The 22,904-nt window shown below is 36.5% G+C and carries 22 protein-coding genes; 15 read left to right on the top strand and 7 right to left on the bottom strand.

Features of this window, described 5'->3' with window-relative positions:
• Positions 1-252 precede the first annotated feature (252 nt).
• The gene (locus Q0947_RS08595; protein ID WP_299395672.1) at positions 253-3,675 is read left to right on the top strand and encodes a methylmalonyl-CoA mutase family protein; all 3,423 of its coding nucleotides are present in this window, start codon (positions 253-255) and stop codon (positions 3,673-3,675) included.
• A gap of 514 nt (positions 3,676-4,189) precedes the next feature.
• Positions 4,190-4,729 (top strand): sigma-70 family RNA polymerase sigma factor, encoded by a 540-nt coding sequence (locus Q0947_RS08590; protein WP_299395668.1) that lies wholly within the window; start codon positions 4,190-4,192, stop codon positions 4,727-4,729.
• 58 nt (positions 4,730-4,787) lie between these two features.
• Here the strand turns inward: Q0947_RS08590 and Q0947_RS08585 are convergent, their stop codons facing one another.
• The gene (locus Q0947_RS08585) at positions 4,788-5,183 is read right to left on the bottom strand and encodes a hypothetical protein (protein WP_299395664.1); all 396 of its coding nucleotides are present in this window, start codon (positions 5,181-5,183) and stop codon (positions 4,788-4,790) included.
• Between the two features lie 118 nt (positions 5,184-5,301).
• Here Q0947_RS08585 and Q0947_RS08580 point away from each other — a divergent pair, with 118 nt between their 5' ends.
• Positions 5,302-5,745 carry an Lrp/AsnC family transcriptional regulator gene (locus Q0947_RS08580; RefSeq protein WP_299395661.1) on the top strand — a complete coding sequence of 148 codons (444 nt, stop codon included), beginning with the start codon at positions 5,302-5,304 and terminating at the stop codon, positions 5,743-5,745.
• 15 nt (positions 5,746-5,760) lie between these two features.
• Here the strand turns inward: Q0947_RS08580 and Q0947_RS08575 are convergent, their stop codons facing one another.
• Together Q0947_RS08575 and Q0947_RS08570 are read right to left on the bottom strand one after the other, a co-directional pair.
• The gene (locus Q0947_RS08575; RefSeq protein ID WP_299395657.1) at positions 5,761-6,732 is read right to left on the bottom strand and encodes a YpdA family putative bacillithiol disulfide reductase; all 972 of its coding nucleotides are present in this window, start codon (positions 6,730-6,732) and stop codon (positions 5,761-5,763) included.
• 1 nt (position 6,733) lies between these two features.
• Positions 6,734-7,966: an MFS transporter gene (locus Q0947_RS08570; RefSeq protein ID WP_299395653.1), complete on the bottom strand. Its 1,233-nt coding sequence runs from the start codon at positions 7,964-7,966 to the stop codon at positions 6,734-6,736.
• A gap of 260 nt (positions 7,967-8,226) precedes the next feature.
• On the opposite strand from Q0947_RS08570, the gene Q0947_RS08565 reads away from it, so the two are divergent.
• Positions 8,227-8,835 (top strand): DUF1684 domain-containing protein, encoded by a 609-nt coding sequence (locus tag Q0947_RS08565; RefSeq protein WP_299395648.1) that lies wholly within the window; start codon positions 8,227-8,229, stop codon positions 8,833-8,835.
• Positions 8,836-8,884: 49 nt separating this feature from the next.
• Here the strand turns inward: Q0947_RS08565 and crcB are convergent, their stop codons facing one another.
• Together crcB and Q0947_RS08555 are read right to left on the bottom strand one after the other, a co-directional pair.
• Positions 8,885-9,253 carry a fluoride efflux transporter CrcB gene (crcB, locus tag Q0947_RS08560; protein WP_299395640.1) on the bottom strand — a complete coding sequence of 123 codons (369 nt, stop codon included), beginning with the start codon at positions 9,251-9,253 and terminating at the stop codon, positions 8,885-8,887.
• The gene (locus Q0947_RS08555; RefSeq protein WP_299395636.1) at positions 9,250-10,224 is read right to left on the bottom strand and encodes a GyrI-like domain-containing protein; all 975 of its coding nucleotides are present in this window, start codon (positions 10,222-10,224) and stop codon (positions 9,250-9,252) included. The genes crcB and Q0947_RS08555 overlap by 4 nt, the downstream gene beginning before the upstream one ends.
• A 92-nt stretch (positions 10,225-10,316) precedes the next feature.
• On the opposite strand from Q0947_RS08555, the gene Q0947_RS08550 reads away from it, so the two are divergent.
• Positions 10,317-12,362 (top strand): dihydrofolate reductase, encoded by a 2,046-nt coding sequence (locus tag Q0947_RS08550; protein WP_299395632.1) that lies wholly within the window; start codon positions 10,317-10,319, stop codon positions 12,360-12,362.
• Positions 12,363-12,483: 121 nt separating this feature from the next.
• On the opposite strand, the gene Q0947_RS08545 is transcribed toward Q0947_RS08550, so the two are convergent.
• On the bottom strand, positions 12,484-12,669 hold the full coding sequence (locus Q0947_RS08545; protein ID WP_299395628.1) for a hypothetical protein: 186 nt from the start codon (positions 12,667-12,669) through the stop codon (positions 12,484-12,486).
• Between the two features lie 150 nt (positions 12,670-12,819).
• On the opposite strand from Q0947_RS08545, the gene Q0947_RS08540 reads away from it, so the two are divergent.
• Positions 12,820-13,206, top strand: coding sequence for a nucleoside triphosphate pyrophosphohydrolase family protein (locus Q0947_RS08540; protein WP_299395625.1), 387 nt, complete (start codon positions 12,820-12,822; stop codon positions 13,204-13,206).
• A gap of 72 nt (positions 13,207-13,278) precedes the next feature.
• On the opposite strand, the gene Q0947_RS08535 is transcribed toward Q0947_RS08540, so the two are convergent.
• Complete coding sequence (locus tag Q0947_RS08535) at positions 13,279-14,346, bottom strand: branched-chain amino acid aminotransferase (protein ID WP_299395620.1); 1,068 nt, start codon at positions 14,344-14,346, stop codon at positions 13,279-13,281.
• A 115-nt stretch (positions 14,347-14,461) separates the two neighbouring features.
• Here Q0947_RS08535 and Q0947_RS08530 point away from each other — a divergent pair, with 115 nt between their 5' ends.
• The 9 genes from Q0947_RS08530 (at position 14,462) to Q0947_RS08490 (ending at position 22,902) form a co-directional block, all read left to right on the top strand.
• Positions 14,462-14,968 (top strand): DUF4920 domain-containing protein, encoded by a 507-nt coding sequence (locus Q0947_RS08530; RefSeq protein WP_299395617.1) that lies wholly within the window; start codon positions 14,462-14,464, stop codon positions 14,966-14,968.
• A gap of 3 nt (positions 14,969-14,971) precedes the next feature.
• Positions 14,972-15,679 carry a tRNA (5-methylaminomethyl-2-thiouridine)(34)-methyltransferase MnmD gene (gene mnmD, locus Q0947_RS08525; RefSeq protein WP_299395613.1) on the top strand — a complete coding sequence of 236 codons (708 nt, stop codon included), beginning with the start codon at positions 14,972-14,974 and terminating at the stop codon, positions 15,677-15,679.
• A gap of 136 nt (positions 15,680-15,815) precedes the next feature.
• The gene (locus tag Q0947_RS08520) at positions 15,816-16,733 is read left to right on the top strand and encodes a TIGR01777 family oxidoreductase (protein ID WP_299395608.1); all 918 of its coding nucleotides are present in this window, start codon (positions 15,816-15,818) and stop codon (positions 16,731-16,733) included.
• 237 nt (positions 16,734-16,970) lie between these two features.
• Positions 16,971-17,501, top strand: coding sequence for a nucleotide exchange factor GrpE (locus Q0947_RS08515; RefSeq protein WP_299395604.1), 531 nt, complete (start codon positions 16,971-16,973; stop codon positions 17,499-17,501).
• Positions 17,502-17,544: 43 nt separating this feature from the next.
• Complete coding sequence (gene dnaJ, locus Q0947_RS08510) at positions 17,545-18,663, top strand: molecular chaperone DnaJ (RefSeq protein ID WP_299395600.1); 1,119 nt, start codon at positions 17,545-17,547, stop codon at positions 18,661-18,663.
• A gap of 256 nt (positions 18,664-18,919) precedes the next feature.
• Entirely contained in the window at positions 18,920-19,846 is a 927-nt protein-coding gene (locus tag Q0947_RS08505) for an ABC transporter ATP-binding protein (RefSeq protein WP_299395596.1), read from the top strand.
• A gap of 2 nt (positions 19,847-19,848) precedes the next feature.
• Entirely contained in the window at positions 19,849-21,162 is a 1,314-nt protein-coding gene (locus Q0947_RS08500) for an ABC transporter permease (protein ID WP_299395591.1), read from the top strand.
• A gap of 7 nt (positions 21,163-21,169) precedes the next feature.
• Entirely contained in the window at positions 21,170-22,012 is an 843-nt protein-coding gene (locus Q0947_RS08495) for a mechanosensitive ion channel domain-containing protein (protein WP_299395586.1), read from the top strand.
• Between the two features lie 5 nt (positions 22,013-22,017).
• Positions 22,018-22,902 (top strand): hypothetical protein, encoded by an 885-nt coding sequence (locus Q0947_RS08490; protein ID WP_299395582.1) that lies wholly within the window; start codon positions 22,018-22,020, stop codon positions 22,900-22,902.
• Positions 22,903-22,904: the final 2 nt, after the last annotated feature.

Raw genomic sequence — 22,904 nt, 5'->3', positions numbered from 1 at the left:
ATCAAATAGTTCTGATTTTGATTGATTGGAATGTTATTCGAAATGTAATAAAAGATTTTTATAAACTTTCAATGGCAATTACATAGCAATTATGGGACCACTTTAAATCTCATAAATTTGAAAGTCACCCTCAAAAGTCCTGAAAAGAAAGCTTCTAAAGCTCCATTTGTAAATCTAAACTATTCATAATATATGTGTACTTCTTTTATAAAATCTGTAAATTTGCGAGAGGTATAAATTCAATTTTTACATATGATACAAGTAACACCCTATAAACCTAAACATAAAGTTAGAATAGTAACTGCCGCTTCACTTTTTGACGGACATGACGCCGCCATTAATATTATGCGACGCATCATCCAATCTACAGGCGTTGAAGTGATCCATTTGGGACACGACAGAAGCGTTGAAGAGGTTGTAAATACAGCCATTCAGGAAGATGCAAATGCTATTGCTTTAACATCCTACCAAGGCGGTCATAATGAGTATTTCAAATACATGCATGATTTATTGAAGGAGAAAGGTGCTAGCCATATCAAGATTTTTGGTGGTGGTGGCGGTGTTATTCTGCCGGTAGAAATTAAGGAGCTCATGGATTATGGGATTACTAAAATCTATTCGCCAGATGATGGAAGAGAATTAGGTCTGCAAGGCATGATCAATGATTTGGTGCAACAGTCCGATTATGCAATTGGCGATGTCCTTGATAACGAATTGAACGATTTAAAAAAGAAGAATCCAAAGGCGATTGCGAGGATTATTTCTTCTGCTGAAAATTTCCCTGAGGTTGCAAAAGCGACACTGGATAAAATTCACACAAAAAATAAAGATTCAAAAACACCTGTGCTTGGAATTACAGGAACTGGTGGTGCTGGAAAATCGTCTTTAGTGGACGAATTGGTACGTCGATTTTTAATCGATTTTCCTGAAAAGACGGTTGGATTAATTTCTGTTGATCCATCAAAACGTAAAACAGGTGGTGCGTTACTTGGGGATCGTATTCGTATGAATGCCATTAACAATCCGCGAGTTTACATGCGTAGTTTGGCCACGCGTCAGTCAAATTTGGCACTTTCTAAATATGTGAATGAAGCCATTGAGGTTTTAAAAGCTGCGGAATATGATTTAATTATTCTTGAAACTTCCGGAATTGGTCAATCTGATACGGAAATCATTGAACATTCTGATGTTTCACTTTATGTGATGACGCCTGAATTTGGTGCAGCAACGCAATTGGAAAAAATTGATATGCTAGATTTTGCTGATTTGGTAGCAATAAACAAATTTGACAAACGCGGCTCTTTGGACGCCTTGCGTGATGTGAAAAAACAGTACATGCGCAACCATCAGCTGTGGGATGTCGATCAGGACGATTTACCTGTTTTTGGTACCATTGCCTCACAATTTAATGATCCGGGAATGAACACGCTTTACAAAGCGATCATGGATGCGATTGTGAAAAAGACTAACGTCGATTTAAAATCCACTTTCACTATTTCACAGGAAATGAGTGAAAAGATCTTTGTGATTCCGCCATCAAGAACACGTTATCTTTCTGAGATTGCAGAAAGTAATCGTGCTTATGACAAGACGACAAATGAACAAGTAGAAGTTGCTCAAAAGCTTTACGGAATTTATAAAACCATAGAATCTGTTATTGGGAAAACACCAGGATTGGATAAAGCTGGGATTGATAGTGCGTCCGTGGAGGGCGTTGCTGACGATCAAAAGGATTTTATCAAACTATTGGTTGGTGAATTCGATCGCGTTAAACTAAACCTCGACCCTTATAATTGGGAAGTGTTAACGGGATGGGACGAAAAAGTCAATTCTTATAAAAACCCGATTTATTCTTTCAAGGTAAGAGATAAAGTCATCGAAATAGAAACACATACAGAGTCGCTTTCGCATTTACAAATCCCGAAGGTGGCACTTCCAAAATACCAAGCTTGGGGTGATATTTTAAGATGGATCTTACAAGAAAATGTACCGGGAGAATTTCCGTTTACTTCAGGATTATATCCTTTTAAACGTACCGGCGAAGATCCAGCACGTATGTTTGCTGGGGAAGGCGGACCAGAAAGAACTAACAGACGTTTCCATTATGTGAGCATGGGCTTACCAGCAAAACGTCTGTCGACTGCTTTTGATAGTGTAACGCTTTATGGAAACGATCCGGATTTGCGTCCTGATATTTATGGAAAAATCGGTAATGCAGGGGTTAGTATTTGCTGTTTGGATGATGCGAAGAAACTATACTCAGGATTCAATCTGTCTCATGCCATGACTTCCGTGAGTATGACCATTAACGGTCCTGCGCCAATGTTGTTAGGCTTCTTTATGAATGCGGCAATTGATCAACAATGTGAGTTGTATATCAAAGAAAACGGACTCGAAAAAGAAGTGGAAGCTAAGATTGCCAAAATCTATAAAGATAAAGGGGTAGAGCGACCAACTTATAATGGCGACTTGCCAGAAACAAATGATGGGTTAGGGTTGATGTTGTTAGGTGTAACAGGAGACGAAGTATTACCAAAAGAGGTGTACGAAGACATCAAAACTAAAACAATTGCTCAGGTACGTGGAACCGTTCAAGCTGATATCTTAAAAGAAGATCAAGCACAAAATACCTGTATTTTCTCTACGGAATTCGCCTTACGATTGATGGGAGATGTTCAAGAATATTTCATTGAAAATAACGTTCGTAATTTTTATTCTGTGTCTATCTCAGGCTACCATATTGCTGAGGCGGGCGCGAATCCGATTACGCAATTGGCATTGACATTATCCAACGGATTTACTTACGTTGAATATTATTTAAGTAGAGGCATGGATATCAATAAATTTGGTCCAAACCTGTCGTTCTTTTTCTCCAATGGTATCGATCCGGAATATGCGGTTATTGGCCGTGTAGCGCGTAAGATATGGGCAAAAGCAATGAAAAATAAATATGGAGCTGATCCGAGAGCGCAAATGTTGAAATATCATATCCAAACTTCAGGACGTAGTTTACATGCGCAGGAGATTGATTTTAATGATATCCGCACGACGCTTCAAGCCTTGTATGCGATTTATGATAACTGTAACTCGCTACATACAAATGCATATGACGAAGCCATTACTACGCCTACAGAAGAGTCTGTACGTCGTGCCATGGCTATTCAGTTGATCATCAATAAAGAATTAGGCTTAGCGAAAAATGAAAACCCAATTCAAGGTTCTTTTATTATTGAAGAATTAACCGATTTGGTTGAAGAAGCGGTGTTGTTGGAATTCGATCGTATTACGGAAAGAGGAGGCGTACTTGGAGCTATGGAAACCATGTATCAACGCAGTAAAATACAAGAAGAAAGTCTGTACTACGAGACCTTGAAACATAACGGCGATTTCCCAATTATTGGTGTTAATACATTCTTGAGCAGTAAAGGTTCTCCAACAGTAATTCCGAAAGAGGTCATTAGAGCGACGGAAGAAGAGAAGCAATTCCAGATTAAAACTCTTGAAAATCTGCATAAAAGATATAATACTGATGAATTGTTAAAAGAGCTTCAACACAAAGCAATTAACAACGAGAATATTTTTGAGGCGTTGATGGATGTGTGTAAAGTATGTTCATTAGGTCAGATTACAGATGCGCTTTTTGAAGTAGGAGGACAGTATAGAAGAAACATGTAAGCAGCGAACCACATTTTCCTTTTCGGAAAATGTGTGTGAGTCGCTTATCCCGCCTTTTTGCGGGATCCTAAGAAATTTAAGCAGAATGTCGAAACGAATTTAATTTTTCGCAAAATGTGTGTGAGTCGCTTATCCCGCCTTTTTGCGGGATCCTAAGAAACTCAACAAATTGACAAAACGAATTTAATTTTTGGGAAGTCATAAATCAACCAAAAATCCAAATTTCAAAGTTCAAACATCATTAGAATAAATTAAATATTTAAAAATAAAACCCAGCAAACGCATCTTTTTTAAGTTTTTCACGTCTATTAGATGAACCTAAAAAATAAAGATCATGAAAAATACAGAATGTGCTTGTAATTGTGACAGTTGTCAAAAAGGAAATTGTGCAGCTTGTACTTGTGAAAACTGTACGTGCAACAATTGCAACTGTTAAGCTTAGTTTAAAATGTTAATAATGAGAGTCTGTTTTAGTAAATTTATACTAGAGTAGACTCTTTTTTAATGCACACAGATGAAAACGAAACTGGTTTGGGATTTATATGCGGATGACGTTTCGCACTTTATTTTAAGTAAGGTGAAAGACGATGAGGTTACTGACGATTTACTTCAAGAAACTTTTATTAAAATCCATATGAAATTGGATACGTTACAGGATGAGACTAAATTGAAATCCTGGGTGTTTGCTGTGGCAAGGCACACGATGATGGATTATTTTAGAAATCAAAATCCTAATACTGTTCAAACAGATGTTGACCTTCCTTCAGAACATCTTGCTACTGATCATACCAAAGAAGATTGTTTGCGTGGCATCATCAAAAGTCTGCCTAAAAAATATAGAGATCCCTTGGTTTTGGCAGACATACAGGGACTTAAACAAGCTCAAATCTCAGAGCGTTTAAATCTGCCATTACCTACCGTAAAATCTCAAATACAGCGTGGCAGAAAGCTCATAGCTAAAGGCTTTGTTGAGTGTTGTGATTTTAAAATTAATGACGACGGCTATTTGGTAGGCGAGCTCAAAGAGCGCGAGCACTGCAAAGTTTGCCATTAGCAGCCTACTTCGATCATAAATTCAATTGTCCATTACGTTTTTAAAGACTACCTGGACACTACAGTGTCATCATCCAGGTATGTTGTAGTCTTCTGAATTTTTTCAATTCACTTCTTAAAATAGGAAGATAATCTCTGCCATTACTGTGGCTTTTTTCCAAACGTCTGCAATTTATATAAAGTAACGTGGTCAATCTCTCTAAGGAAGCGATATGCTTGTACTTTTTGTCTGAATGACGCTCTAATTCTGCATTAAGAATTTCTGGCGCTAAAGACGTGGATTGTTGTACGATATCTCCAGAGAAATAAATGTGTTCATCCTCAGAACCGTCTGGTTTTAAGTATGATAAATCTTGATTCAGATACGTGGAAATACTTCTAGAAAGGGTAATAATATCCAGGGCCTTTTTATAAATAGGCAAATCTGATAGATGCGATGGAATTGGATATAACATTTTTCTTAAAAGCAGTTTATCAAATTTACAGACAAATTCACACTTATAATAATTGGTTTTAAAGTAAAGGTGTATATTTACTTTAATTTTTAAAGCAGAATAGTTAATTTTATTTAAAATGAGCATAGATACACTTAATTGGAAGATTTTGAAATGTTTGCAGAATAATGCAAGGCAATCTAATGCTGAAATCGGAAGGCAAGTTGGCGTAAGTTCACCGGCAGTATCTGAACGCATTAAAAAGATGGAAGATGCGGGAATTATTCAAGGGTATCATGCTTTTGTATCGCCATTTGAAGCAGGTTACCAATTGAAGGCAATTATTACTTTGAGAGCGTTTATGGGCATGCTCAAACCGTTTTTGGAAAAAGTAAAAACCTACGACGAAGTATTAAATTGTTACAGAATCACCGGTAACGAAAACATTGTGATGGAGGTGGTGCTCAAAAATCAAAAACATCTCGAAAGTTTCATTGACCAACTTATTGTTTATGGCGAAACAAAAACACAGATTGTATTGTCGCATGTGATTAAGTACAACGAAGTTCGTCCAATAAAATAAGTTGGTCTCGAATTTTTATGAATCCAAAGTTTTGATGTGATCAGCAATCAGCTTCGCATGAATCCTTGAGTTCTCAATAAACCACTTATGGGTTTCCATACCTCCACAAATAACTCCAGCTAAATATAATCCCCGTACGTTGGTTTCCATTGTTTCCGGATTGTACACAGGCAATTGGGCAGTGTCATCCGATAAGTGTATGCCTGCATCCGTCAAAAACTTAAAATTAGGCTGATAGCCTGTTAACGCCACTACAAAGTCGTTTTTAAATGACACATTTCCCTTTGGTGTGCTAATAGTGATGTCCTTTTCTGTGATTTTTACAATTTCTGAGTTGTAATAAGCCGTAATACTTCCTTCCTCAATCCGATTGATAATATCAGGTTTAACCCAATATTTCACACGGTCTCCAATTTCCGAGCCTCTTATAACCATCGTCACTTTTCCGCCTTTTCTCCAAATTTCAAGTGCAGCATCTACCGCGGAATTGCTCGCACCAACCACAACCACATTTTGCATGGCGTAGGGATGTGCTTCATTATAGTAATGTGTTACTTTCGATAGTGATTCTCCTGGAACCTCCAAAAGTTTAGGAATATCATAAAAGCCCGAAGCGATAATCACTTTGTCAGCTACGTAGGACGCCTTTGAGGAAGTTACCTCAAATTTGTTTTCCAATTTTTTGATGGCTGTAACTTCCTCGTACAAATTAATGTTTAAGGTATTTGAAGTGGCAACACGTCTGTAATACTCTAGCGCTTCGTCTCTATTCGGTTTAGGGTTGTTGCTAATAAATGGAATGTCATCAATTTCTAATTTTTCTGAAGTTGAAAAAAAAGTCATGTTCTTTGGGTAATTGAAAAGAGAATTTGTCAAAGCCCCTTTTTCAAGAACAATGTAGTCCCAATTTCGTTTTTTACATTCTAACGCACATGCAATTCCGATGGGTCCTGCGCCAATTATTAAAACTTTATAGGTACTTGCCATATTATATCATCTGTTTTGTGGAAATCATTTGTTTTTTAAGATAGACTAAAAGTCCTAAACCTAAAATGCCAAAAACACTCATGATGATCCACGTTTTATTAAAACCAAATCTATCAATTAAATGAAAACCGACGTTATGTGCAAAAATATGAGATATTGAAAAAGCAATGCTATATAACGCCATGTATTGTCCTTTTAGTCCTCGTTTTGCTCTATCTAAAGCAAAGGAATTGGAGAAAGGAAATACGATCATTTCTCCAAAAGTGAGGAGTATCATACTTATAATGATAAAACCAAGCCACGGATTTATTACTAAAAATAGGAAACTAACACATATTAAGAACAACCCGAAAATCATTAATCCAATTTTGGTATAGGATTTGTTTTCAAACCATTTAATAAGCGGCATTTCAAATGTAAAAATTAAGAGCCCGTTCATCGCCATAATAAGTCCAATCTCAAATTCATTAAGACCAACACCTTCTTTGTAAAAATAAGGAATGGTTGAAAGTAATTGAAGAAAAATAATTCCAAAGATTACCATAGCTAATAGAAAAATAAGAAAAGATTTGTCTGTGTAAGCGGACAGAGGGTTAGGACTTTCCTCGGTATCTAAAGTTTTCGATTTTTTAGGATGTAAGACCTTTAGCAAGAGAAAACCAGCAAGCATACAGGAAAATCCGTCAATCCAAAACAAGGCGCCATAACTCATTGTTGTGATGATGAGCCCCCCAACCGCAGGGCCTGCAGAGAATCCAAGGTTTATTGCTAACCTTATCAATGTGATGCTTCGAGTCTTATTTTCGGGTTTACTATAGGCATTTAATGCTACAAACATGGCAGGTCTAAACATGTCGGCAACCGCCATAAGTACGAATATTCCAACGCATACCGTGTTGAAAGTTTCAAGATATTGCAGGCCGAAAAACAAAATGCCACTCAGTATTAAACTGATCACCATCACTTTGTAATACCCAATAACATCTGTGAGTTTTCCACCAATCCACGAGCCAACTAAAGATCCAAAACCAAAGGCAGTCATAATCCAAGCGACGTCATCTAATGAGAAATTTAAGTCAGTGGTTAAATACAATGACAAAAACGGAATGACCATGGTGCCGGCTCTATTGACTAACGTTATCAATGCTAACCACCAAACTTCTTTGGACAGGCCTCTAAAAGTGTTGAGGTAAGCTTGCCCCACCGAGTAATAAAAGAAATTAAAAATTTTCATTGTTGGTTTGGTTTAATACAGGCAATAAAAACAATCAGTAGCCATTAAAAAACTAAAAAGTCCGACGTTGGGGTCAGACTTTTTTATAGAAATTAAATGGATATTCACATCATAACATATAATACGTCAAACTTCAATTTGAAGAGGTCCTGAAATGTTGATAGGATGTCGTATTATTAGCCATTAGTCTTGTTTTTATTGCCGTCCAAAGCTAGGGAAAATAAGTTAAAGTTGTATTTTTACAAATCAATTATTTTAATATGAAGACGTTATATTCAGTACTGTTTGGATTCTTATTTCTATGGAGTTGTGGCCAAGACAAACAGCCTATTCTGGGCGAAACAGAGTTTCAAAGAAAGCTTAATGCAGAGTTTAAGGATGCTTCAAAATCGCCGTTAAAAGATAAAGAGCGTAGAAGTTTTAAAGGATTGGATTTCTTTAAATTTGATTCGACCTATGTGGTGCAAGCTACCTTAAATAGAACTGAAGATGAGCAGCCATTCAAAATGAAAACGACAACAGATAGATTGGCTACATTCTTAAAATATGGTGAAGTCACTTTTACTTTAAATGATGCAACTTTTGAGTTGAATATATATCAAGATCTTGATATATTGAACGAAGAAGGCTTTGAGGATTATCTGTTTCTACCATTTTTAGATGATACCAACGGGGAAGAAACCTATGGTGCGGGACGTTATATTGATTTGAGAATGCCAGAAGGCAACCAAATGACGATCGATTTTAATACCGCGTATAATCCGTATTGTGCATACAACGAGAAGTTTTCTTGTCCGATTGTGCCGAGAGAGAATTATATAGAAACGGAGGTCAGAGCAGGAGTGAAGGACTATAAGAAAGAGGAGTAGTAAGTCTGCAGTGGGCAGTTTTCAGTATTCAGTTCACAGCAGTGATTCTTCAGCTTTTTACCAAATACATGCCTCCAAAAACAGCCATAAAACCAAGCACAAAAGTTGCAATGGTATAAATAGCAAAGCTCATAAAATCACCCGATTTTAGGAACACGTGGTTTTCATAAGCAAAGGTTGAAAAGGTTGTAAATCCGCCACAGAATCCCGTAGCGAGAAATAGGATTTGATTTTCGGATAGCGTATTGTTTTTCATGGCCAAACCGAGAATAATCCCAATTAGTAAACTTCCTAAAATATTGGCAGCAAAAGTGCCATAAGGAATTCCTGTGCTGGCGCTATTGAGGTATTTCCCGATTACAAATCGGAGCACACTACCAATTCCGCCGCCCACAAAAACTAATAGGAATTGTTTCACAGAGTTGGGGTGTTTTCCATTTCCAATTCCTTTTCCTTAATCGGAATATAGATTTCCGTAATCCAATCTGCAGGATTTGGAAGACTTGCATGATCATTTTTATAAACCTCAAAAGGACTCATTTCTGACGCTTCCAAATTTTGGTCTTGTAGATGTTTTCTCGCAGCTGCCCACGCTTCCATTATATGGGAAGAATTACCTTTAAGAGTTACCTTAACTGCTCTGGTGCGTTCCATGAAACCGCAGAGCACATTACTGTTTTCGGCAACCAGAACATTTTCACTAACCGGAATGGCGTTACTCATAATGACGTTGCCATTTTCTGTGTCCATTTCAATGTAAATACTCATCGGTCTTCCGCTTGCGGTTACATTATGCCCATCCATAAAAGATGAAATTTCTTTCCACTGTTTTGCCATTGTGGCATTCTTATTATTGCCTGTAGAAGAAATAGTTTTGTACATATAAAATCCGCCGCCATAATCTGTTACGCCGTCTACAGTTATTGAGTAAACAGACATGCTTTCAACAACTTCTTTATCTAAATTTTCTAAATCGGTTTTAAACTGATTTGTTAGTTCCTCAACGTTATCTCCAAATAAAACAAATTTAGCTTTGGTCATAAAAGACAGTCGGTCAGCGAAAAGTGTTCGCGTTACATTGGTAGAACCATCAGGATTGGAGTCGAAAGCCCACTTTAAATTGGAGGCTTTAATGCGTCCACTTTTATAAGTTTGAATGATGGAATCTGTAGGATGTGTCTCTTCCGTTTGTAATGTTTCGGAGGATTTCCAAAATGAAGACCTATCATTTTCTGTAGGGGAATCAACAGCTTTAAAAACAACAGTTTTTGGAGCTTTAATGGTTATACTTTCAGAAATTGTAAAGGAATTAGGTTGGACAGCAACGTAAAAGGCCATCCCGATAAATGCAATTAACAGTAAAAATAAGAGGTGTTTTAAAAATTTCATCCGTTGTTTTTGTAATGTTAATCAAAGATAGACAATTTTATACTATCTTAATAAATATTACATTTGTAGGACAATAATTTAAAAATTAACAAATGAACTTAAAAATGATATTCGGAATTGCATTGGCAATGAGCATGACTTATTCCTGTAAGAACGAATCAAAAACAAATACTGACGCACAAGCGGATACGTACAAAGTGAATGAAGCGCCATTCGATTATAATGTTGAGCAGTTTGCCGATATTAAGATTTTGCGTTACCAAATTCCAGGATGGGAGAATTTGACCTTGAAGGAGCAAAAACTAGTGTATTATTTAACACAAGCAGGATTGGCTGGGCGTGACATTATGTGGGATCAGAACTACCGTCATAACCTTAAAATCAGAACAGCTTTAGAAACAGTTTACAACAATTATGCAGGTGATAAATCGACTGACGAGTGGAAAGCTTTTGAAACTTATTTGAAGCGTATATGGTTCAGTAATGGTATTCACCACCATTACTCTAATGATAAGATAAAACCAGAATTCTCATCTGAGTATTTAAAAACCTTGTTGGCTGAATCAAATGCAACTTTAGAAGGTGAAGCTTTTGACGTTATTTTTAATGATAAAGATGCTAAGAAAGTTAACCAAGCAAAAGGTGTGGATAATGTGGCACAATCTGCCGTTAATTTCTATGGTCCAAATGTGACTACTGCTGATGTGGAGAAATTCTACAAGAATAAAAAATCGCCTAATCCAGAAAAACCATTGTCTTACGGATTGAATTCTAAATTGGTGAAAGAAAATGGCGTTGTCAAAGAATTAGTTTACAAATCTGGTGGACTTTACGGGTCTGCAATTGATGAAGTTGTAAAATGGTTGGAATTGGCCAAAGGTGTTGCAGAAAATAAAGCACAAGGTGATGCATTAGGGTTGTTAATCGAGTATTACAAAACCGGCGATTTACAAACTTGGGATGATTATAACGTAGCGTGGACAGCAGCAACAGAAGGGAATGTAGATTATATCAACAGTTTTATTGAAGTCTATAATGATCCATTAGGTTATAGAGGTTCTTATGAGAGCATTGTTCAAATCAACGATTTTGACATGTCTCAAAAAATGAAGGTGTTATCTGATAATGCACAATGGTTTGAGGATAATTCACCTTTAATGGATGAACACAAAAAGAAAAATGTAGTTGGTGTTACTTATAAGGTGGTCAACGTGGCTGGTGAAGCTGGTGATGCGTCTCCAAGCACACCAATTGGTGTCAACTTGCCTAACGCGAACTGGATTCGTGCTGCTGTAGGTAGTAAATCAGTTTCACTTGGGAACATTATCCATGCCTATAACAATGCAGGAAGCACAGGTCGTTTAAAAGAGTTTGTTCATGATGATGAAGAATTTAAGTTGGAAGAACAATACGGTCAAATTGCTGATAAGTTGCACACTGCTTTACACGAGGTGATTGGTCATGCATCAGGACAATTGAATCCGGGAGTTGGTGAAACCAAAGAAACGCTTAAAACGTATGCATCTACTTTGGAAGAAGGACGTGCTGATTTAGTTGGACTTTACTATTTATACAATCCGAAGTTACAAGAATTGGGATTGGTTGACGATTGGAAAAAAATGGGAATGGCTGCTTATGATGGATATATCCGTAACGGTTTGATGACGCAATTAATTCGTCTGAATTTAGGTGATGATGTTGAAGAATCGCACATGAGAAACAGACAATGGGTGAGTGCTTGGGTTTTTGAAAAAGGACAAAAAGATAACGTCATCGAAAAAGTGACCCGTGATGGTAAAACCTATTACAACATCAACGATTATGATAAGTTGCACGAACTTTTTGGACAATTATTACGTGAAACACAACGTATCAAGTCTGAAGGCGATTATAAGGCTGTTGAAACTTTAGTGGAAAATTATGGAGTTAAAGTTGATCAGAAATTACATGCAGAAATCTTAAAAAGAAATGAGCAATTTACAGGCGCACCTTACAGCGGATTTGTGAATCCTGTATTGGTTCCTGAAATGGATGACAACGGTGAAATTACTGCCATTAAAGTAACACAACCAGAATCTTTTCCAACACAAATGTTAGAGTACAGCAAAAAGTACAGCTTTTTGAAAGGCGATAATTAATTCGCTAAAAGTGATATAAATGCAAAAGCAGGATAATTAAAATATCCTGCTTTTTTTATGGGTTATAGTGACGGATATCGCGAAATAATAGATTTAGAAATCTATCATTAAAATGAATTTATTAAACGATAATGTACTTTACCACGCTTATCATCACAATAAACGCAATAAAAGCCAACAGGATCCAAAGGCTTCCTTTGTAGTGTTTTCTATGAAGTTTTAAGTCTTTACGATAGGTGTAAACCAGTACAATGGCAAAAACAAATGCGAATAAACCTCCAAAAATCAATTGACCATTTGTAAACATATAGCTATTTTTATGCAAAATTACTCAAACTATTGTAATACTGGACTAGGATGTCTTAAAAATGGCGCGTTAACTACGATATCTTTTAGATTAATCGCTTTCATCGCATATTCACCGATTCTCAGTTAAATAAAAACTTAAAATATCATTATGAAAAAGAAAATAGAAGCCGTTACAGAGTTTCACACAGCATTTAAAATTGGTCATAGAGAAACTCCAAAAGCCGATTTGGGATTAGAGAAAAACATGCTTCGTTATAAATTGATGAGAGAGGAAAATGAAGAATATTTGGAGGCTGCCAATGCTAATGATTTGGTTGAGGTAGCTGACGCCTTAGGAGATATGCTCTATATTTTATGTGGTACCATAATAGAACACGGATTACAACATAAGATTGAAGAGGTGTTTGACGAAATTCAAAGGAGCAATATGAGCAAACTTGGGGCGGATGGCGAACCAATTTATCGCGAAGATGGTAAAGTGATGAAAGGACCTAACTATTTTGTGCCTAATATTGAGAATATTCTCAATTCTTGAACATAGAAAAACCCCAATTTAAATAATCAAATTATTAAAATTGGGGTTTATTATTATAGTGGATTTTAAGGCTTAAACGCCGTATCTCCAACCATGCTTATCTTCAGATATATTGTGCTGAATGTTAAGCATTTTATCTTTTAGCATATCTGCGTATGAATTTTCAGTATTTGGAAGTTCATAAAGTTCTTCTAAATGTTCAAACGCTGAAATAGGACTAATTACTGCTGCAGTTCCTGTTCCAAAAATTTCTTTTAAAGAACCATTTTTGGCAGCTTCCTTAAGTTCGGTAACCGTAATAGGTCTCACCTGAACTTCAATGCCATTATCTTCTGCTAATTGAATGATACTTCTACGAGTCACACCATCTAAAATACGATCACTGATAGGAGCCGTAATTAAAGAATCATTAATTCTAAAGAACACGTTCATTGTACCTGCTTCCTCTAATTTTTCATGCGTGTCAGCATCGGTCCAAATAACTTGTTGGAAACCTCTTTGTTGAGCAAGGCTGGTTGGGTAAAACTGAGCCGCATAATTTCCTGCTGCTTTAGCAAAACCAACACCACCATTGGCAGATCTACTGAATTTCTCAGCAACCAAAACCTTAATCTTACTCGTATAATATGCTTTTGCTGGAGAACAAATAATCATAAATCTGTAATTCGCAGATGGAGAAGCAGAAATTGCAGGATCAGTAGCAATGATAAAAGGTCTAACGTATAATGAGTTTCCTTTTCCTGGTTTTACCCATGCGCTATCCATTTGTAACAATTTGGTGATTCCGTTAAAGAAATACTCTTTAGGGAATTCTGGCATTGCCAAACGTGCTGCAGATTTGTTGATTCTGTTAAAGTTATCTTCAGGTCTGAACATCCAAACTTTGCCGTTATCGTCTTTGTAAGCTTTCATGCCTTCAAAAACAGCTTGGCCGTAATGGAACACGCGAGCAGATGGATCCATGGTCATCGGTTGGTAAGGGATGATCCTTGGCGTTTGCCACTCATTGTTTTCATAGTCACATATAAACATATGGTCGGTAAATATTCTTCCAAATGTCAAGTTCTCAAAATCAACAGCGTCAATTTTAGAAGTTTCTGATTTTACGATATCGATTTCGTGTGAAGTAAGTTTTGTCATCTTTTTTTGTTTGATGGTGCAAATTTAGACAATTATTACAGTATAAAAAACCAAAAAAATGTTTTAAAAATAAAGTTATATTTGTGACGATAAATTTTATATAAATCAAGGAATTATGAAAAAATTGCTTATAGTTTTCGGACTTTTATGTTCTGTTGTCGCATGTAAAACTGAGGACAAAAAAACAGAACTAAAAGAGGTAGAAAAGGAAGTTGTAAATTATACCTCAATTGGAGCCGAGATTACTGCTGATGCTGCAAAATCTACAGCCGATATGGCAGAAGCTTATAAAGCGATGACTATTGGCGATACCATCACCACAAAAATGATTGGTAAAGTGGATGAGGTTTGTCAGTCTAAAGGATGTTGGATGAAGGTGAATCTTGAAGACGGAAATCAAATAATGGTGAAATTTAAAGACTACGGTTTTTTCGTGCCAAAAGATATTGCAGGTCAGGAAGTAGTGCTTAACGGAAAAGCATTTATTAATGAAGTTCCTGTAGATGAACAACGTCATTATGCCGAAGATGCAGGGAAATCTGCTGACGAAATAGCAGTCATTACTGAGCCGAAGAAAACATTTTCTTTTGAAGCTGATGGTGTATTATTAAAAGGAGAATAACACTTGCAAAGACACATTATTACAACCGCTGATGGTTCTAAAACCATCCAAATAGAAGAATGGAATGAACAGTACCATTCCATTCATGGTGCCATACAAGAAGCAAACCACGTGTATATAAAGCATGGTTTGCTTTTTTCTTTAGATCACAAAGGCTTTTCAAAATCTGATTTGGAGGATGATAACTCTCGCGAACTTTCTATTTTAGAAATTGGTTTCGGTACAGGATTGAATTCTTTTTTGACGCTCATAGAAGCAGAAAAATATGCCGTAGATATTCATTATTGTGGCGTAGAGGCGTTCCCAATTACAGTCGAAGAAATGGAAGCCTTAAACTATGTTGAAGAGCTTCAGGCTGATGACAAAAAAGCAGTATTTGTAGAGTTACATAGTAGTCCTTGGGAGAAAGATATCCAGTTAACGGCACAGTTTAAGTTGCATAAACAACAAAAATTGTTCAAAGATATTACTGCCAACAATCAATTTAATTTAATTTATTTTGATGCTTTCGGTGCACGGGTACAGCCGGAATTATGGACAGAAGAAATCTTCCGTATCATGTTTACTGCTTTAAAATCGAACGGAGTTTTGGTTACTTATGCAGCCAAAGGCAGCGTGCGCCGTGCCATGCAAGAAGTTGGTTTTAGTGTCGAAAAATTGCCTGGCCCACCAGGAAAAAGAGAAATGCTAAGAGCTACTAAAGAAGTTTAGCATTTCAACTTCATCACTATGTTCGTGTAAAAGCGCCTACAAAATCTAATTATTTGTTAATTGTGTTAAACCTAATGTAAAGTCAGATATATTAGGATGTTCATGTATTAACTTTATGAAAAAGCATACATTATAGATGACAATATTAATTACGGGAGCTACAGGTTTAATAGGAAAGGAAATTGTAAAACGATGCCATGAGCAAGGTATTTCCGTCCATTATTTGACAACATCCAAAGAGAAAATCGAATCTCAGGATAACTATAAAGGTTTTTATTGGAATCCTAAGGAAGGTGTAATCGATTCAAAATGTTTCGAGGATGTTGATGCTATAATTAATTTAGCTGGTGCGAGTATTGCAAAACGATGGACCAATAGTTATAAGAAAGTCATTTTACAAAGCCGAATTGAAACCCTTCAATGTCTAAAAAAGGCACTTTCAGAATTAGATAACCATTATGTAAGGCACATTCTTTCAGCAAGTGCCATCGGTTTTTATCCACATTCATTTACAAAATATTATGAAGAGTCGTGTGGCAAAGTGTCACCTTCTTTTTTAGGAAAGGTTGTTTCAACATGGGAAAATGCAGTAGATGAGTTTTCTGAATTGGGATTAATGGTTTCCAAAGTAAGAATAGGTTTGGTGTTAGATGATAAGGAAGGCGCGTTGCCTCAAATTGTAAAACCTACGGCATTAGGTTTTGGAGCTCCTTTCGGATCGGGAGATCAATGGCAATCATGGATCCATGTGAACGATTTGTCCAAAATATTTGTTCATGTCATTCAAGAAGAACTGGAGGGCGTTTACAATGGCGTTGCACCAAATCCGATTACCAATACTGAGCTTACCAAGGGCGTGGCCAAAGCGCTTCATAAGCCTTTGTTCTTACCAAATATTCCAAAATTTGCCATGAAGTTGGTTTTGGGAGATATGCATATTCTGCTGTATGAGAGTCAACGTGTGAGTTCTAAAAAGATTGAAGAAACTGGATTTGATTTCACGTATTCTAATATTCAGCCTGCACTAGAAAATTTACTTCAAAAGAACGCTTAGTTTTCGTCAGCAGCCCTAATCAAAGTCTGAAGTTTTTAACACCCCAACTTTTTAAACTTCCTAAACTAATAAACCCCTAAACTTCCCAACCCCATCACCCCAACAGTTCCAATCCAAAACATTCCAACCCAAATAAAAAGCGCAGATTAAAATAATTTGTGACATTTTGACAATTTAATAATAATGGCAGTACTTTTGCCAATTGAAAAAAGAAGATTTAAAATGAAGTTCAAAAAAATGAGCAAGAAAGATAAAATAGAAGACGTTGAAACAAACGTTGAAGACCCTGAAAATGAGACTCCACAAACTGAGGAGCTGAGTGTTGAAGAGCAGTTGCAACAAGACTTAGATAAAGAAAAAGATAAGTTCTTAAGACTTTTTGCAGAATTCGAAAACTATAAAAAACGTACTACCAAAGAGCGTATTGATTTGTTCAAAACAGCAGGTCAAGATGTAATTGCGTCACTTTTACCTGTGTTGGACGATTTTGACAGAGCTCTAAATGAGATTTCGAAATCAGAAGAAAAAGAACATCTTAAAGGTGTAGAATTAATCCGCAATAAATTTAAAAACACGCTTGAAAGCAAAGGCTTAGAAGAAGTAGCCGCTGCTGTAGGTGATGTTTTTGATGCTGATTTACATGAAGCTATTACCCAAATTCCAGCCCCTTCTGACGATTTGAAAGGTAAGATTGTAGACGTTATTGAAAAAGGCTACAAGTTGGGTGATAAAGTAATTCGTTTTCCTAAAGTAGTTACAGGATCTTAAACAAGCGAGTGATTATAAAGGAATTGATTAGATATACTATACAATGAAGGAAGATTATTACGACATACTGAAAATAGATAAGAGTGCTACAGCCAGCGAAATTAAAAAAGCGTACAGAAAAAAGGCTATTAAGTACCATCCAGATAAAAACCCAGACGATAAGGTAGCTGAAGAGAAATTCAAAAAAGCTGCTGAGGCTTATGAAGTTCTGAGTAATCCTGAAAAGAAGGCGCGTTATGATCAATTTGGTCATCAGGCATTCCAAGGTGGCGGTGGTTTTAATGGTGGCGGCATGAACATGGACGACATCTTTAGCCAATTTGGTGACATTTTTGGTGGTGGCTTTGGCGGCGGATTTTCTGGCTTTGGTGGCGGCTTTGGCGGTCAACAAAGACGTGTTAAGGGTAGTAATTTAAGAATCAGAATTACCTTAACCTTAGAGGAAATCGCTAATGGCGTTGAAAAGAAATTAAAAGTAAAACGTAAAGTTCAAGCTTCAGGTACAACTTATAAAACATGTTCAAGCTGTAATGGTTCTGGTCAGGTTATGCGTGTTACCAATACTATTTTGGGCCGTATGCAAACCTCTTCTCCTTGTCCTACATGTGGTGGCGCAGGTGAGATGATTGACAAGAAACCAGCTGATGCAGATGCACAAGGATTAGTTTTACAAGATGAAACTGTGTCTGTAAAAATTCCAGCAGGTGTTGTAGACGGAATGCAGTTGAAAGTTGCTGGTAAAGGGAATGAAGCTCCAGGAAATGGAATATCAGGAGATTTATTAGTGGCCATTCAAGAAGAAGAGCATGCTACACTGAAACGTGAAGGCGATAACTTACATTATGATTTATATGTAAGCCTACCGGATGCAGTTTTAGGCAACAGCCAAGAAATAGATACCGTTACAGGTAAAGTAAGAATCAAGATTGAGCCAGGTGTTCAGTCTGGTAAGATTTTACGTTTAAGAGGTAAAGGTATCCCAAGTATCAACGGATACGGTAAAGGAGACTTGTTAGTTCATATCAATGTATGGACACCAAAAACCTTAAATAAAGAACAAAAAGACTTTTTTGAGCGCATGAGAAATGACGAACATTTCATGCCGAAACCAGAAAGTTCTGATAAATCGTTTTTTGAGAAAGTAAAAGATATGTTCTCATAACCAAGTCGTTTTTTGATTAAAATGACTATATTTGAGTATCGCTAATATATTTAGTGATAATTTTTCTTTTTCATAGCAATTTTTTCCCATCCTTAATTTTTTAAGGGTGGGTTTTGTTTTTTATACCTTTTGGGTTTTTCTAAATCAGTTATTCAATGAGGTATTTGAATTAAAAATAAAGGACATTGGCAAGTCCTGAACTCTAACATTTAATATCTTTACACATCTTTTAACCGAATTATTCAAACCTTAATTTATGAACAACTTATTGGTTGCGAATTCTGTTTCCAAAAGTTTTGGCGACTTTAAAGCACTAAATAATGTCTCCATTGAAGTGGAAAAAGGAAGCATCTTCGGACTTCTTGGTCCAAATGGAGCAGGTAAGACCACGCTTATTAGAATTGTCAATCAGATTACCATGCCAGATTCTGGCGAAATTCTGTTAGATGGTTCACCTTTAAAACCTCATAATATTAGAGATATTGGCTACCTCCCAGAAGAGCGCGGCTTATATAAGACGATGAAAGTTGGAGAGCAGGCCATTTATTTGGCGCAATTAAAAGGGCTTTCAAAGCAAGAAGCAAAAGATCGGCTTAAATACTGGTTTGATAAATTAGAGATTGGCGATTGGTGGAATAAGAAAATCCAGGAACTCAGTAAAGGTCAGGCTCAAAAAATTCAGTTTATTGTTACTGTGCTTCACAGACCAAAACTTCTGATTTTTGACGAACCTTTTTCAGGTTTTGATCCTATCAACGCCACACTCATCAAAGATGAAATTTTACAGTTGAGAGATGAAGGAGCAACCGTTATATTCTCTACACACCGTATGGAATCTGTAGAAGAGCTGTGTGATCATATTGCGCTTATTCATAAATCCAATAAGGTGTTGGATGGAAAGTTAACCGATGTAAAGCGTCAGTTTAAGACCAATACATTTGAGGTTGGACTACAGTCTGAAACTCCGGAAGTGGTGACACAATTAATTAAAGAGCAGTTTGAAGTGTTCCCGGCAACCTTCAAAAATTTAAGTGATGATATTAAAATGAATATCAAACTTCCTGCAAATACGTCGCCTAATGATTTGTTGAGTTTTTTGACTTCCAAAGCTGAAATTCATCATTTTGTGGAGGTAATCCCGAGTGCTAACGACATCTTTATCCAAACAGTAAAAAACAATTAACAATGAATCATCTACCGCTGATCATCAAAAGAGAGTACCTTAATAAAGTCCGCAACAAATCATTTATTGTGATGACTTTCTTAAGTCCGATGATCATGATTGCCTTAATTGCTGTTGTTGCTTATTTATCGCAAATGAATAATGACACGAAGCGCACCATTTCAATTTTAGATGAAACCGGATTGGTGGGCGATAGTTTTGAAAGCTCAGAATATACTACGTATACGATTATTAACAATATGCCTATTGAAGGCGCCAAAGAATTAGTAAAAGCTAAGAATGATTTTGGATTATTGTATATCAAGAAAAGTTCAGATACGCTCAAATTGGTCGAAACGATTAATTTTTATTCTGATGAATCGCCGTCATTGTCTATAATTTCGGGGATGGAGCGCAAAATAGAAAAACGCTTATCGGATGTTAAACTTCAAAATGAAGGCGTTGATATTGCACAGATTTTAGCAGCCAAAACAAGAGTTAATATTGCGCAAGAAACCTTTGAAGGGGAGAAAACCTCAAAAGTTGACAGTTATTTAAAACTTGCATTTGGTGGCGCTGCCGGATATTTGCTGTTCATGTTTATCATTATTTATGGCAACATGATTATGCGTAGTGTTATTGAAGAAAAGACGAGTAGAATCATTGAAATCATCATCTCTTCTGTAAAGCCAATCCAATTAATGATGGGTAAGATTATCGGAACCTCATTAGCGGGCGTTACTCAATTCATCATTTGGATAATTTTGGGAGGTGTCCTATTATATGTAGTATCTGCAATTTTCGGTATTGATGTGATGCAAATGCAAACGCCGCAAAAAGTGTTGATCAATCAAGCCATGGCAAATTCAGATGCTCAAAATATGGCACAAGAATTAATTACAGGATTTCTCAATTTGCCTATTTTAAATCTTTGTGTGGCCTTTTTGTTTTTCTTCATCGGAGGTTATTTGCTGTACAGTTCCCTTTACGCGGCTATCGGTGCAGCTGTAGATAATGAAACCGATACGCAGCAGTTTATGATGCCAATTATTATGCCTCTTGTTTTGGCAGTTTATGTAGGTGTATTCACCGTTATTGAAGATCCGCATGGCACAGTTTCTACCGTGTTTTCATTTATACCTTTTACATCTCCGGTGGTAATGTTGATGAGAATTCCGTTTGGTGTTCCAATATGGCAGCAACTTTTATCGTTTGCATTACTCGTCTGTACGTTTGTGTTTACGGTGTGGTTTGCAGCGAAAATTTATAGAGTTGGTATTTTAATGTACGGAAAAAAGCCAACTTACAAGGAACTATTTAAATGGTTGAAGTACTAAAAAACTCATGAAAGAGCTTATAGATTTTCTAGATTTATCGATACAGTTTAGCAAAGATATCTCCATAAGTATTAGAGATATTTTAATGTTGATTATTGTCCTGTTTATAGCCACAATAGTCCTTCGCGTCATCAATAGAATCATAACCCGCAACCTTCCCTTACCAAATAAAAAGAAGTTCAATACGGTTTTTGCATATGGCCGTTATTTTATCTATCTGATTATTTTAATCATTATGCTCCATTCATTTGGAGTTCCTGTAACAGGTGTTTTTGCCGCATCAGCAGCCTTGTTGTTGGGTATTGGTTTGGCGCTTCAAACCTTATTTCAGGATATTATTTCGGGTGTTTTCATCTTGGTTGATCAAACTGTTCATGTAGGCGATATCATTGAATTGGACGGTAAAATTGGCCGTGTAGATGAAATTAAATTACGAACTACCAGAGCTACAACTGCAGACAATAAAGTGCTCGTTATTCCTAACCATTTTTATCTCACCAACAGTCTTTATAATTGGACCCAAAATGGGGCGATGACAAGAGAAAGTGTAACGGTTGGTGTGGCTTATGGAAGTGATGTACAACTTGTTAAAAAGATTCTTTTGGACGTTGCTAAAAATCATCCTGCTGTATTGGAAACACCGGAACCTGTTGTGCTGTTTACTGACTTTGCAGAAAGTTCCTTAAATTTTAAGGTGGCATTTACAATTAGCGATAGTTTCAATGCGCGTTTTCCACAAAGTGATATGCGCTTTGAAATTGACCGATTATTTAGAGAGCACAATATTAGCATTCCTTTCCCACAGAGGGATATCCATATTATCGGTAGTCCTTCGTCAAATAAATCCTAGATTTTATGTCCCATAAGTTACAGTTCAAGGCCATGTTGGTTTTCATGGTGTTCCTAACCATGGGAGTGTCATCACAAACTTCAGATTTATTAAGAATCGAATACCTCAATCTGCCTAATAGTAATTCCAAAAATTCGGTAAACAGGTTTCGAGGCCTTTTTCAATTACCTCTAAAATTAGATGAAAGTAGTTATCTTGTGGTAGGTGGAGATTACCGCTATCTCGATTTAAAATTGGAAAACGTTCCTTTTAGTACAGAAGATCTTCAATCGGTTCAAACCATTGAAGGTTCTATTGGATATTTGCGAAAGTTAAAAGACAATGACTGGTATTACGGCTTTAAAATGGGGGTGCGTTTGGCATCTAATTTTGATTCCAAATTAATATCTGACGATTATTTGTATATTGTTGGTGCGTATGCCATTCGTGATCGTACCAAAGAAGGAGTCGCTGATAAGCCAAATCGGTTAGTTTTGGGATTGGATTATTCAACCACACCTGGTCGCAATTATCCGCTGCCAATTCTAAATTATTACAGAGAGTTCCATCCAAATTGGACGTACACCTTGGGAGTGCCAAAAACAAATGTGCGTTATAAGTTTGACGATAAAAATCATGTTCAGGCGTTTGTGACCTTAGATAATTTTTTCGCTAACATTCAAGGGAATAAAACGATCAATGGGAAACTCGCTGAAAATATCTCGCAAACTATTATTTTAGGTGGATTGGGATATGAGCATTATTTTACGGAACACCTTTTGTACTATGGCTATGCCGCATACAGTATTTCCAACGATTATAGATTGAGAAATAACAAAAGAGATGATATTTATACCATTGATGATAAAAATACGCTCTATTTTAGAACAGGAATAAAATTTAAATGTTAGAA

It is taken from the genome of uncultured Gelidibacter sp. (assembly GCF_947500795.1).
In the GTDB taxonomy this organism is placed as follows: Bacteria; Bacteroidota; Bacteroidia; order Flavobacteriales; family Flavobacteriaceae; genus Gelidibacter.
Note: the sequence above shows the minus strand (reverse complement) of the source record. Positions and strands in the feature narration are given on the sequence as shown.

Coding starts and splice junctions, on each gene's coding strand:
- Q0947_RS08595 (WP_299395672.1), top strand. CDS start 253: ATGATACAAGTAACACCCTATAAACCTAAACATAAAGTTAGAATAGTA.
- Q0947_RS08590 (WP_299395668.1), top strand. CDS start 4,190: ATGAAAACGAAACTGGTTTGGGATTTATATGCGGATGACGTTTCGCAC.
- Q0947_RS08585 (WP_299395664.1), bottom strand. CDS start 5,183: ATGTTATATCCAATTCCATCGCATCTATCAGATTTGCCTATTTATAAA.
- Q0947_RS08580 (WP_299395661.1), top strand. CDS start 5,302: ATGAGCATAGATACACTTAATTGGAAGATTTTGAAATGTTTGCAGAAT.
- Q0947_RS08575 (WP_299395657.1), bottom strand. CDS start 6,732: ATGGCAAGTACCTATAAAGTTTTAATAATTGGCGCAGGACCCATCGGA.
- Q0947_RS08570 (WP_299395653.1), bottom strand. CDS start 7,966: ATGAAAATTTTTAATTTCTTTTATTACTCGGTGGGGCAAGCTTACCTC.
- Q0947_RS08565 (WP_299395648.1), top strand. CDS start 8,227: ATGAAGACGTTATATTCAGTACTGTTTGGATTCTTATTTCTATGGAGT.
- Q0947_RS08555 (WP_299395636.1), bottom strand. CDS start 10,224: ATGAAATTTTTAAAACACCTCTTATTTTTACTGTTAATTGCATTTATC.
- Q0947_RS08550 (WP_299395632.1), top strand. CDS start 10,317: ATGAACTTAAAAATGATATTCGGAATTGCATTGGCAATGAGCATGACT.
- Q0947_RS08545 (WP_299395628.1), bottom strand. CDS start 12,669: ATGTTTACAAATGGTCAATTGATTTTTGGAGGTTTATTCGCATTTGTT.
- Q0947_RS08540 (WP_299395625.1), top strand. CDS start 12,820: ATGAAAAAGAAAATAGAAGCCGTTACAGAGTTTCACACAGCATTTAAA.
- Q0947_RS08535 (WP_299395620.1), bottom strand. CDS start 14,346: ATGACAAAACTTACTTCACACGAAATCGATATCGTAAAATCAGAAACT.
- Q0947_RS08530 (WP_299395617.1), top strand. CDS start 14,462: ATGAAAAAATTGCTTATAGTTTTCGGACTTTTATGTTCTGTTGTCGCA.
- Q0947_RS08520 (WP_299395608.1), top strand. CDS start 15,816: ATGACAATATTAATTACGGGAGCTACAGGTTTAATAGGAAAGGAAATT.
- Q0947_RS08515 (WP_299395604.1), top strand. CDS start 16,971: ATGAGCAAGAAAGATAAAATAGAAGACGTTGAAACAAACGTTGAAGAC.
- dnaJ (WP_299395600.1), top strand. CDS start 17,545: ATGAAGGAAGATTATTACGACATACTGAAAATAGATAAGAGTGCTACA.
- Q0947_RS08505 (WP_299395596.1), top strand. CDS start 18,920: ATGAACAACTTATTGGTTGCGAATTCTGTTTCCAAAAGTTTTGGCGAC.
- Q0947_RS08500 (WP_299395591.1), top strand. CDS start 19,849: ATGAATCATCTACCGCTGATCATCAAAAGAGAGTACCTTAATAAAGTC.
- Q0947_RS08495 (WP_299395586.1), top strand. CDS start 21,170: ATGAAAGAGCTTATAGATTTTCTAGATTTATCGATACAGTTTAGCAAA.
- Q0947_RS08490 (WP_299395582.1), top strand. CDS start 22,018: ATGTCCCATAAGTTACAGTTCAAGGCCATGTTGGTTTTCATGGTGTTC.